10 protein-coding genes are annotated in these 11,516 nt (G+C 66.0%); 6 read left to right on the plus strand and 4 right to left on the minus strand.

Features of this window, described 5'->3' with window-relative positions; translation table 11 throughout:
• Positions 1–180 precede the first annotated feature (180 nt).
• From ACSFBF_RS06775 to ACSFBF_RS06795, 5 genes are all read left to right on the plus strand, one after another.
• Positions 181–2,712, plus strand: a complete 2,532-nt coding sequence (locus ACSFBF_RS06775; protein ID WP_093052292.1) for a PAS domain-containing sensor histidine kinase — start codon at positions 181–183, stop codon at positions 2,710–2,712.
• Entirely contained in the window at positions 2,709–3,341 is a 633-nt protein-coding gene (locus ACSFBF_RS06780; RefSeq protein ID WP_012747279.1) for a response regulator transcription factor, read from the plus strand. Before ACSFBF_RS06775 ends, ACSFBF_RS06780 begins: the two co-directional genes overlap by 4 nt.
• Positions 3,342–3,417: 76 nt before the next feature.
• Positions 3,418–4,269, plus strand: coding sequence for a bifunctional methylenetetrahydrofolate dehydrogenase/methenyltetrahydrofolate cyclohydrolase FolD (gene folD, locus ACSFBF_RS06785; protein WP_435465548.1), 852 nt, complete (start codon positions 3,418–3,420; stop codon positions 4,267–4,269).
• Positions 4,270–4,274: 5 nt separating this feature from the next.
• A complete protein-coding gene (locus ACSFBF_RS06790) occupies positions 4,275–6,344 on the plus strand; it encodes a M3 family metallopeptidase (RefSeq protein WP_435465549.1) in 2,070 nt (689 codons plus the stop codon).
• Positions 6,345–6,374: 30 nt separating this feature from the next.
• A complete protein-coding gene (locus tag ACSFBF_RS06795; RefSeq protein ID WP_435465550.1) occupies positions 6,375–7,016 on the plus strand; it encodes a glutaredoxin family protein in 642 nt (213 codons plus the stop codon).
• Between the two features lie 28 nt (positions 7,017–7,044).
• Here the strand turns inward: ACSFBF_RS06795 and rpiA are convergent, their stop codons facing one another.
• Positions 7,045–7,758 (minus strand): ribose-5-phosphate isomerase RpiA, encoded by a 714-nt coding sequence (rpiA, locus tag ACSFBF_RS06800; RefSeq protein ID WP_435465551.1) that lies wholly within the window; start codon positions 7,756–7,758, stop codon positions 7,045–7,047.
• Positions 7,759–7,798: 40 nt separating this feature from the next.
• On the opposite strand from rpiA, the gene ACSFBF_RS06805 reads away from it, so the two are divergent.
• Complete coding sequence (locus tag ACSFBF_RS06805; protein WP_435465552.1) at positions 7,799–8,878, plus strand: quinone-dependent dihydroorotate dehydrogenase; 1,080 nt, start codon at positions 7,799–7,801, stop codon at positions 8,876–8,878.
• A gap of 16 nt (positions 8,879–8,894) precedes the next feature.
• Here ACSFBF_RS06805 and ACSFBF_RS06810 read toward each other — a convergent pair whose 3' ends face one another.
• From ACSFBF_RS06810 to ACSFBF_RS06820, 3 genes are all read right to left on the minus strand, one after another.
• Positions 8,895–9,614 carry a phage holin family protein gene (locus ACSFBF_RS06810; RefSeq protein ID WP_435465553.1) on the minus strand — a complete coding sequence of 240 codons (720 nt, stop codon included), beginning with the start codon at positions 9,612–9,614 and terminating at the stop codon, positions 8,895–8,897.
• A gap of 54 nt (positions 9,615–9,668) precedes the next feature.
• Positions 9,669–9,965 (minus strand): glycine zipper domain-containing protein, encoded by a 297-nt coding sequence (locus ACSFBF_RS06815; protein ID WP_093052316.1) that lies wholly within the window; start codon positions 9,963–9,965, stop codon positions 9,669–9,671.
• 154 nt (positions 9,966–10,119) lie between these two features.
• Positions 10,120–11,223 carry an NAD(P)/FAD-dependent oxidoreductase gene (locus tag ACSFBF_RS06820; protein ID WP_435465554.1) on the minus strand — a complete coding sequence of 368 codons (1,104 nt, stop codon included), beginning with the start codon at positions 11,221–11,223 and terminating at the stop codon, positions 10,120–10,122.
• Positions 11,224–11,516 lie beyond the last annotated feature (293 nt).

The following is an 11,516-nucleotide window of genomic DNA, read 5'->3' on the forward strand; positions in this document are numbered from 1 at the left end:
ATCAGCGCGGCGGAGTTTCTCATAGAAACATCGGGATTTCAAATAGTGCGTGACGATTTCTTAATGTGATATTTATGACAACACACTGATCCGGACGGCAACCATCCCGCAACCATTACCAAGCTCATTCCACGGCAGCCCCGCATCGCTTCCGAGAGGGGCTTCACCTAAACTCGGGTGATGCCTCTTTCCTCCCCGCTGGCCGTTGCCCGCAGTGCCTCGCCCCTGTCCTGGTGGCGCAGGTGGTGGCGCCGGCAGACGCCGGTGCTGCAGGACGCGGTCGCCATGCTCGCGCCGATGGCGGCCGTGCTGTTGTTTCTTGCCGCCATCGTTTCCGCCTTCTGGTACCTGCGCACTGAAGAAGTCGAGCGCGAGCAGGAGTCGGTGCGCCGCGACGTCGAATACGCACAGCAGCGCATGCGGCTGCGGCTGCTGGAGCGGCAAGAGCAATTGATGCGCATCGCGCGTGATGCGTCGAACCGCGAGATCGACCCGGTCGAATTCACCAGCCGCGCCGAGTCCCTGGTGAGCCAGTTCCCCGAACTGCAGACCATCACCTGGATCGACGACCGCCGCCGTTTCAAGGCCGGCTATGCGGCGCCCAGCGTGCACCCGGCTCAGCAGCATCTGATCGGCGATGTGCTGCGCCCCGGCGACATCGAGAGCAACTACGCGCTGGCGCGCGAACTGCGCCAGCCGGTGTATTCGCAGCCTGTGGCCGGGGGCGACCCTGCGGCGATGCTGCAGTTGCACATTCCCCTTTTCGACCAGGGCCTGTTCGCGGGCGTGGTGCTGGGCGAGTTCTCTGTCGATGGGCTGCTGCGCTACGGCATGCCGTCCGAGGTTCAGGCGCGCTACGCGGTGTCGCTGCTCGACGCCAAGGGCCATGTGATCGCCGGCAACACCACCAACCTCAAAGACAGCGGCACGCGCCTGCTGCCCTGGAGCGAGCGAACCAACGAGTACGAAGTGCCGGTGTCGCCCGTGGGCAATGCGCTGGTGCTGCGAGCGCAGGCCTACCGCACCTCGCAGGGCGTGGTCGGCAACGGCCTGTTCTGGCTGGTCTGCGCGCTCAGCGTACTTACGAGCTGGATGTTGATCGGCACCTGGCGCCACACGCGACGACGGCTTCAGGCTCAGCAACGGCTGGTGGCCGAGACCAACTTCCGCCGGGCGATGGAAAACTCCATGCTCACGGGCATGCGCGTGCTCGATCTGCAGGGGCGCATCACCTACGTGAACGCAGCCTTCTGCGCCATGACGGGCTGGAGCGAGGAAGAATTGGTCGGCCAGACGCCACCCTTCCCCTACTGGCTCGAATCCGACCGCGAGGTAATGAACGAGCGGCTGGAAGAAGAGCTGCACGGCCGCGCCCTTCCCGGCGGCTTCCAGGTGCGCGTGAAGCGCAAGAACGGCAGCGTGTTCAACGCGCGGCTGTATGTGTCGCCGCTGATCGACGCGCGCGGCCACCAGACGGGATGGATGACGTCGATGACCGACATCACCGAGCCCACGCGCATCCGCGAGCAGCTCTCCGCCTCCTACGAGCGCTTCACCACCGTGCTGGAAGCGCTCGACGCGGCAGTGTCGGTCGCCCCCATCGGCAGCGAGGAACTGCTGTTCGCCAACAAGCTGTATCGCCTGTGGTTCGGCTCGGACACCGTGGGCCACCTGGGCATGGTCGCGCAGGCGGGCGTGCCCGCATCGAACGCGCACGACGAAGGCCTCGACGACGTGGACCCGTATGCCGGCCTGCCCATCGACACGCTCACCGCCGCGCAGACCGCCAATAACGAAATCTTCGTGCCCCACCTCGGCAAGTGGCTCGAAGTGCGTTCGCGCTACCTGACCTGGGTCGACGGCCGCCTGGCGCAACTCGTCATCGCCACCGACATCACGCCGCGCCGCGATGCCGAAGAGCAGGCCGCTGCACAGGCCGACAAAGCCCAGGCCGCCAGCCGCCTCATCACGATGGGCGAAATGGCGTCGAGCGTGGCGCACGAACTCAACCAGCCGCTGACCGCCATCACAAACTACTGCAACGGGATGATGTCGCGCATCAAGGGCCAGTCGATCGACACCGAGGCCCTGCTCGCCGCGCTCGAAAAAACCTCGAAGCAGGCGCAGCGCGCGGGCCAGATCATCCAGCGCATCCGCTCCTTCGTGAAGCGCAGCGAACCCAACCGCACGCCGGCCGACGTGGCCACCATGGTGAGCGAGGCGGTCGAGCTCGCCGGCATCGAGCTGCGCCGGCGCAATGTGCGCCTGAACCACTACGTGGCCGCGCGGCTGCCGGTGGTGCGCGTCGACCCGATCCTCATCGAGCAGGTGATGGTCAACCTGCTGAAGAACGCGGCCGAATCCATCGACATCGCCGACCGCCCGCTGGCACGCCGCAGCGTCGAACTGCGCGTGCTGCCCAAGGTGATCGAGGGCCACAACGCCATCGAGTTCTCGGTGCAGGACACAGGAAAGGGCCTGGCGCCTGAAGTGATGGACCGGCTCTACGAAGCCTTCTTCTCCACCAAGCCCGAAGGCATGGGCATCGGGCTCAATTTGTGCCGCACCATCGTCGAGTCGCATCGCGGCCGGATGCAGGCGGAGAACATCTACAATGGCCCGGATGTGATCGGATGCCGCTTTTCCTTCTGGATTCCGGTGTTGGACGCTATCAGTTCCGTAGCTAGCGACGAGGCAAAGGTACCTGCATGAGTTTGATTCCGAAGAAGGGCACGGTCTATGTCGTCGACGACGACGAAGCCGTACGCGATTCGCTGCAATGGCTGCTCGAAGGCAAGGACTACAGAGTCCGCTGTTTCGATTCCGCCGAATCCTTTCTCTCCCGATACGACCCGCGCGAAGTCGCCTGTTTGATCGTCGACATCCGCATGGCCGGCATGACCGGCCTCGAATTGCAGGATCGGCTGATCGAGAGGCGCTCCCCGCTGCCGATCGTGGTCATCACCGGCCACGGCGACGTGCCGATGGCGGTCGACAGCATGAAGAAGGGCGCGATGGATTTCATCCAGAAGCCCTTCAACGACGAAGAGCTGGTCACGCTGGTCGAGCGCATGCTCGAACATGCGCGCGGCGCCTTCACGCAGCACCAGCAGTCGGCCAGCCGCGACGCGCTGCTGTCCAAGCTCACGGGCCGCGAGGCGCAGGTGCTCGAACGCATCGTCGCCGGCCGCCTGAACAAGCAGATCGCCGACGACCTGGGCATCAGCATCAAGACGGTCGAGGCGCACCGCGCCAACATCATGGAAAAGCTCAACGCCAACACCGTGGCCGATCTGCTCAAGATCGCCCTGGGACAGGCGGCGCCCGCTGCCAAGGCCTAGAAGCTATCCGGCAGATAGCGACGAATGAATCCCACGCCTGCGCAAGCGGGCGTTTTTACTTGGAAAATCGAAACCGATGACCGCCCAACTGATCGACGGCAACGCCCTCGCCAAAACCATTCGCGCCGAAGTTGCCGGCCGCACCGCCGCACTCAAGGCCCGTGGCGTGAGCCCGGCCCTTTCCATCATCCTCGTGGGCGAAGACCCGGCCAGTCAGGTCTATACGAAGCACAAGGTCAACGACAGCGCCCAAACCGGCCTGGAGGCCACGCTCGAGACCTATCCCGCCGACATGAGCGAGGCCGATCTGCTGGCCCGCGTCCGCACGCTCAACGATGACCCGAAGGTGCACGGCATCCTGGTTCAGCTGCCGCTGCCCAAGCACATGGACAGCCAGAAGGTCATCGAGACGATTTCGCCCGCCAAAGATGTCGACGGCTTTCACGTCGCCAGCGCCGGCGCACTGATGACCGGCGCCCCCGGCTTCTGGCCCTGCACGCCGCACGGCTGCATGAAGATGCTCGAATCCATCGGCTACGACCTGCGCGGCAAGCACGCCGTAGTCATCGGCCGCAGCAACATCGTCGGCAAGCCGATGGCCATGATGCTGCTCGCCAAGAGCGCCACCGTGACCATCTGCCACAGCGCCACGAAAGACCTGGGCGCCATCACACGCCAGGCCGACGTGATCGTCGCGGCGGTGGGCAAGCTCAATCTCCTGACCGCCGACATGGTGAAGCCGGGCGCGGTCGTCATCGACGTGGGCATGAACCGCAAGGAAGACGGCAAGCTGGCCGGCGACGTCGATTTCGACGGCGTGAAGGAAGTGGCCAGCTGGATCACCCCGGTGCCCGGCGGCGTCGGCCCCATGACGCGAGCCATGCTGCTCGCCAACACCCTTGAAGCGGCCGAACGCGCCGCCAAGTAACTTTCATGGCCATGACGAACAACCCTCTCCTCGATTTCAACGACCTCCCGCTGTTCGACCGCATCAAGCCCGAGCACGTCGCGCCCGCCGTCGACGCGCTGCTGGCCGATGCCGAGACCGCACTGCAGACCGTGACGGCGTCCGGTTTTCCCGCTGACTGGAATGCGATCTCGAAGGTGCTCGACGTGGCCTCCGAACGTTTCAGCCGTGCGTGGAGCGCCGTCGGCCACCTCAACGCCGTGGCCGACACGCCCGAATTGCGCGCCGCCTACAACGAGGCGATGCCGCGCGTGACCGCCTTCTGGACCCGGCTGGGCTCCGACGAGCAGCTGTACGCCAAGTACAAGTCCATCGACATCGCCACGCTCAATTCCGAGCAGCGCCAGGCGCATCGCAATGCCGTGCGCAACTTCGTGCTGGGCGGCGCCGAGCTGCAGGGCGAAGCCAAGAAGCGCTTCGCCGAGATCCAGGAGCGTCAGGCCGAGCTGAGCCAGAAGTTCAGCGAGAACGCACTCGACGCAACCGACGCCTTCGCCTACTACGCCGCGCTCGGCGAACTCGAAGGCGTGCCTGAAGACGTGGTGAGCGCAGCGCGCGCAGCCGCCGAAGCCGATGGCAAGGAAGGCTACAAGCTCACGCTCAAGATGCCGTGCTACCTGCCGGTGATGCAGTTCGCCAAAAGCAGCGCGCTGCGCGAGAAGCTCTATCGCGCTTACGTCACGCGCGCCAGCGAGTTCGGCGACGCCGCCTTCGACAACACCGCACTCATCACCGAGATCCTCGCGCTGCGCGAGGAAGAAGCGAAGCTGCTGGGCTACAAGAACTACGGCGAACTCTCGGTCGTGCCGAAGATGGCCGAGTCGCCCGAGCAGGTCGTCAAGTTCCTGCGCGATCTCGCGACCAAGGCCAAGCCCTATGGCGAGCGCGACCTGGCCGACCTGCGGGTCTTCGCCGCGGAGCAGTTGAGCATCACCGACCCGCAGCCCTGGGACTGGAGCTACATCGGCGAGAAGCTCAAGGAAGCGCGCTATGCCTTCAGCGAGCAGGAGGTGAAGCAGTACTTCCCCGCGCCGAAGGTCATGGCCGGGCTGTTCAAGATCGTCGAGACGCTGTTCGAAGTGTCGATTCGCCGCGACTCGGCACCCACGTGGCACCCGAGCGTCGAGTTCTATCGCATCGAACGCCAAACCCCTCAAGGCGTCCAGAAGGTCGGCCAGTTCTATCTCGACCCTTCTGCCCGCGCCGCCAAGCGCGGTGGCGCCTGGATGGACGACGTGCGCGCCCGCTGGCTGCGCCCCGACAACGGCGCGCTGCAAACCCCCATCGCGCAACTGGTGTGCAACTTTGCCAGCGGCGTCGACGGCAAGCCACCGCTGCTCACCCACGACGACGTGACCACCCTCTTCCACGAGTTCGGCCACGGCCTGCACCACATGCTCACCCAGGTGAACGAGCGCGATGTCTCGGGCATCAGCGGCGTCGAGTGGGATGCAGTCGAGCTGCCGAGCCAGTTCATGGAAAACTTCTGCTGGGAGTGGGACGTGCTCAAGCACATGACCGCCCACGTCGACACCGGCGAACCGCTGCCGCGCGCACTGTTCGACAAGATGACCGCCGCCAAGAACTTCCAGAGCGGCCTGCAGACGCTGCGCCAGATCGAGTTCTCGCTGTTCGACATGCTGCTGCACACCGAGTACCACGCGGCCGCCGCCAAGCCCGGCGACGTGATGGCGCTGCTCGGCAAGGTGCGCGCCGAGGTGGCGGTGATGCCCTCGCCGCCGTTCAGCCGCACACCGAATACTTTCAGCCACATTTTCTCGGGCGGCTATGCGGCCGGCTACTACAGCTACAAGTGGGCCGAGGTGCTGAGCGCCGACGCCTACGCGGCCTTCGAGGAAACCGTGGGCACCGACGGCGAGCCGAACATCGAAACCGGCCGCAAGTACCGCCAGGCCATCCTGGAGGCCGGCGGCAGCCGCAGCGCCATGGATTCGTTCAAGGCTTTCCGGGGCCGCGAGCCCCAGCTTGATGCGCTGTTGCGACACCAGGGCATGGCGGAGCCCCAGCCCGCTTGATGCGGGGCTGAAGCTTGCGATACTCGGGCGATGCATCCGATTTACAAATTCTCACTGCATCGCCTGACCGGCCTCGCCCTTGTGCTCGTCGCCACGGGCGCCATGGCACAACAGGTCTATCGCCAGGTCGACAAGAATGGCAAGGTCACGTTCTCGGACCGCGCCCCCACGGCCAGCACCGAGCCGGCCTCGGCCTCGCAAGGCGGCTCCACCACGCCGGCGAATGCGGGCTTGCCCTACGAGCTGCGGCAAGTGGCTCAGCGCTACCCCGTCACGCTCTACAGCAGCGATGACTGCGGGGCCTGCAACATGGCCCGCTCGCTGCTCGTCACACGTGGCATTCCATTCGACGAGCGAACCGTCAAGAGCAACGAAGAAATCGAGGCGCTGCAGCGCCTGAGCAGCCAGAGTTCGCTGCCATTGCTGACCATCGGGTCGCAGCAGCTCAAGGGCTTCTCGGATGTCGAGTGGTCGCAGTACCTCGACGCGGCCGGCTACCCCAAGAGCAACAGCCTGCCCGCGGGCTACCGCAACGGCCCGGCGCGACCGCTGGTCGCGCAGCAGGCAGCACCCGCGCCGCGCGCCGCCACGGCACCAGCCGCACAACCCGCGCCGCCGCCGCCCGCATCGAGCGAGCCGAGCCCGAGCAACCCCGCCGGCATCAAGTTCTGAGCCAGGCCGCTCGCGCGGCCTTTCATCCCTAGGCGCCGAACTGCAACGTCTTCACACCAGTCGAGGTGCCCAGCAGGCACACGTCGGCCTTCTGGTGCGCGAAGACACCCACTGTCACCACGCCCGGCCATTGGCTCACTTCGGACTCGAAAGCCAGCGGATCGGTGATCCGCAGGCCCGTCACGTCGACGATGTGCTGGCCGTTGTCCGTGACCAGCGGCAGGCCGTCTTTCTCGCGCACCTGGGCAATGCCGCCCATGCCGGCAAACTGGCGCATCACGCGGCGCGCGGCCATCGGAATCACTTCCACCGGCAGCGGAAAGGCGCCCAGCGCCTCGACCAGCTTGGATGCGTCGGCAATGCAGACGAACTTGCGCGACTGGGCAGCAACGATCTTCTCGCGCGTGAGTGCGGCGCCGCCACCCTTCACCATGAAACCGCGGTGGTCGATTTCGTCCGCGCCGTCGATGTAGACCGCGAGCTCTTCCACCTCGTTGCTGTCGAACACCGGAATGCCGAGTGCCCGCAGGCGCTCGGTCGAGGCCACCGAGCTGGAGACGGCACCCTTGATCTCGCCCTTGATGGTGGCCAGCGCATCGATGAACTTGTTCACCGTCGAGCCGGTGCCGACACCGACGATTTCGCCCTTGACCACATAGGCCAGCGCGGCAAGGCCGACCTGGGCCTTGAGTTCGTCCTGAGAAAGTGGGTTGGAGGGGGTTGGGGAGGCGGGTGCGGTCATCGCGGAGAATCCTTGGCTCATTGAAGTCCAGAATTATCCGATGCCCCTGCTGATGCCCTCCTCGCTCTATGGCCTGGCCCGCCCTTTCCTGTTCGGTTTCGACCCCGAGCATGCCCACGAAATCACGCTGGACGGGCTGGCGCGCACCCAGAACACACCGCTGGCCTGTGCTTACTCGGCGCCACGCGTCGACGACCCGGTCCAACTCGCCGGGCTGGCCTTTCCGAACCGCGTGGGCCTGGCGGCCGGGCTCGACAAGAACGCCCGCTGCATCGACGCCTTCGCCGCCATGGGATTCGGCTTCGTCGAAGTCGGCACGGTGACGCCGAAGGCCCAGCCGGGCAACGCCAAGCCGCGCATGTTCCGCCTGCCGCAGCGCGACGCGCTGATCAACCGACTCGGCTTCAACAACGAAGGGCTGGATGCCTTCCTGGCCAACGTGCAGAAGGCGCGCTTTCGCAAGGGTGGCGGCAGCGCGAAGTCGCCGATGCTGCTGGGCCTGAACATCGGCAAGAACGCCGCCACGCCGATCGAGCGCGCGGTGGACGACTATCTGATCTGCCTCGATGGTGTGTACCCGCACGCCGACTACGTGACGATCAACATCTCGAGCCCCAACACAGCCAACCTGCGCACGCTCCAGAGCGACGAAGCGCTCGATGCGCTGCTCGGCGCGGTGGCCGAACGGCGCGAGGCTCTGGCCGCGCGCCACAACAAGCGCTCGCCGCTGTTCGTGAAGATCGCGCCCGATCTCGACGAAGCCCAGGTGGCGGTCATCGCCGCCACGCTGAAGCGCCATGGCATGGACGGCGTGATCGCCACCAACACCACACTCGCGCGCGATGCGGTCAAGGGCCTGCCGCATGCCGAGGAGGCGGGTGGACTGTCGGGCGCGCCGGTGCGCGAGGCAAGCAACCGCGTGATCGCTCAGTTGCGCGCGGCGCTGGGCTCGGGCTTTCCGATCATCGGAGTGGGCGGCATCCTCAGTGGCGCGGATGCCAAGGCCAAGATCGCCGCGGGTGCGGACGTGGTGCAGATCTACACCGGCCTGATCTATCGCGGCCCGGCACTGGTCCGCGAAGCCGCTCAGGCGCTGCTGCGGGATCGCAGCAAGGCCTGAGCTTTTTCTTTCCTCTTCAGCGCATGCGCCAGAGCACTGGCGCGATGACCGCAGCCCAGCGCAGTAAGCGCCTCGGCTTGATCACCACCACGGCCGCCGCAGCAACAACGCCGGTGGCCACGGGATGCGCACGGGCGATGCGCAAGGCAGCAGCAGCAGCGGATTCATTGGGCGGAGGCGCTTCGCCTTCGCCTGAACCGCCCGCAGGCTGTGCCTCGCGCCCGCCCTGCAGCGTCGCGATGCGCTCGCGCTGACGCTCCATACGCGCCAGCAGCTCTTCGCGCGTGGCCGGCCGCGGGGGGCGCGGCGCTTCTTCGTCCTGCTCAGGATCCTTGCCCAGGCCGAAGCTGTCCTGGACCCAGGCCCAGTCGCGCTCGAACTCGTGGCGCGCCGGCACGAAGCTGTTGGATGCATTGCGCAAGGTCAGCAACAAGCCGATGGCGGCCGCCAGCCAGAGCACGATCCATATGCCCGCCACCGACCATGCAGCGGTGATGCGGTACGGTGTTTCCCAGAAATGAACCACCACCGCCACGGACAGCAAGGCCACCGTAACCGTGGTCAGCCCCAACACGGCCAGACTGAAGACAAGCATCAGCTTGAGGCGCTGTTTCTCGTCCTCCCAGGCCATGCGCAGCAATTGCACCCGGTCTTCGGCCGCCAAGGCGCCTTCGGCCGCGGCTATGCGCAGCTGGCGAATCCGGGCGTTCAGCCCGAACAGGGACAGCAGCCTCATGGGCTGGCTCCGGCCATGTCCGGGTGAACGATGCTGCTGCCGTGCGTGCTCAGGTCAGCGGCGGCCAAGCAACAGACCCACCAGCACGCCGACGGCCAGTGCGGCACCGGCGATCTGCCATGGTTCGTCGTGGGCGTAGGCGTTGGCGGAGGTGGCCGCTTCGCGGGCCTTCTTGGCGGCGAGCTTGCTCTTCTCGGCCGCGAGTTCGCGTGCGATGGCCAGCTTGGTGTCGATACGCTGGCGCAGCGCCTTGATGTGGGGAACCGAATCCAGGTCCTTGCTTGCCAGCACGCCGCGCACGTCGCTTGCAATGTCTTCGGCTGCTGCTTCAAGATTTTGGGATGCACTCATTGGAAACTTTCCTCCGTGATGACACCGGCACCGCGCCGGCGGCTTCGCGCCAGCAAATGGCGTGCTGTCATGTTACAGGCTCAAAAGCCCCTCAGGCGCGACAGATGTGCAGACTTTGACGCGAGATGCCACTTCGTCGCGTGCAAGGCGCGCTTCACGCATCCGCCAGCAGGCCGGCCACATGGCGTCCGATGGCCAGGCTGCTCGTGAGGCCAGGCGACTCGATGCCGAAGAGATTGACCAGCCCCGGCACGCCATGCGACGCGGGCCCGTCGATCATGAAGTCAGCCGCCGGCTCGCCCGGGCCCGAGATCTTGGGCCGCATGCCCGCGTAGCCCGGGATCAAGGCGCCGTCGGGCAGCGCGGGCCAGTACTTGCGCACCTCGGCATAGAAGCCCTCGCCGCGGGCCGGGTCCACCACCAGTTCGTCGGACGAAGACACCCACTGCACGTCGGGCCCGAACTTGGCCTGGCCGCCCAGGTCGATCGTGAGGTGCACGCCCAGCCCGCCCGGCTCCGGCACGGGATAGATCAGACGCCCGAACGGCGCCCGCCCCGACAGGGTGAAATAGTTACCCTTGGCAAAGTACTCCCTGGGCACCGCCGAGGCCGACAGACCCTCGAAGCGCCGCGCCAGCGCTGGAGCCCCCAGACCCGCCGCATTGACCACGCTGCGGCAACGCAACGCAGTGCCATCCTCGGCCACCAGGACGATGGCACCATCGCCGCATTCGGCACGCACGATGGGTGATTTCAGTGCCAACATGCCGCCCGCGTTCTCGAGGTCGCCGAGCAGGCTCAGCATGAGCGAGTGGCTATCGACGATGCCGGTGCTCGGCGAATGAAGCGCCGCCACGCAATGCAGCTGCGACTCCATCGCCAAGGCTTGCTGCGCGGTGATAAGCGCCAGATCATCGACGCCGTTCGCAGCCGCTTTCATCCGGATGACTTCGAGCTGGTCCGCCTGCTCGGGCAAGGTCGCCACGATCAGCTTGCCGCAGCGCCGGTGCGGCACACCGCGTTCCGCCGCGTAGGCGTACAGCATTTCCTTTCCTTCGACGCAGAGCTTCGCCTTGAGCGAACCCTGCGGGTAGTAGATGCCGGCGTGAATAACTTCGCTGTTGCGCGAACTCGTCCCCGTGCCGATGGCACCTTCGGATTCGAGCACCAGCACTTCCCGGCCCGCGAGCGCCAAGGCGCGTGCTACTGCCAGCCCCACTACGCCAGCGCCGATGACGGCGCAATCTATTTCGTCCATCGTGCGAGCTTAGCGCGGCTCGCGCGCAGATTTCCTTATTGCACGGAGGGCGGCGGCTCGGGATCGGTGGGTTCGTCGGGTGACGTCTCGGCCCCTTCGTCGGGCTCGACGGGCAGGTTTGGAGTGACGGGGGGCGGAAGATCGGGATGAGTGGCCATGGCGGTGCTCCTTGCCCTTTGGTTCTAGGCCGCCGCCGGACGAAGTTCAACAGCCCTTGGCTCCACTTGCCGTCAGTGCGGACCGACAGCTCGATCGACGAATGCCCAGAACGCGACACGCCGTGAACCCGGCGC

Origin of the sequence: Variovorax nivicola, from assembly GCF_051216475.1 — a bacterium.
Taxonomy (GTDB): Bacteria; Pseudomonadota; Gammaproteobacteria; order Burkholderiales; family Burkholderiaceae_C; genus Variovorax.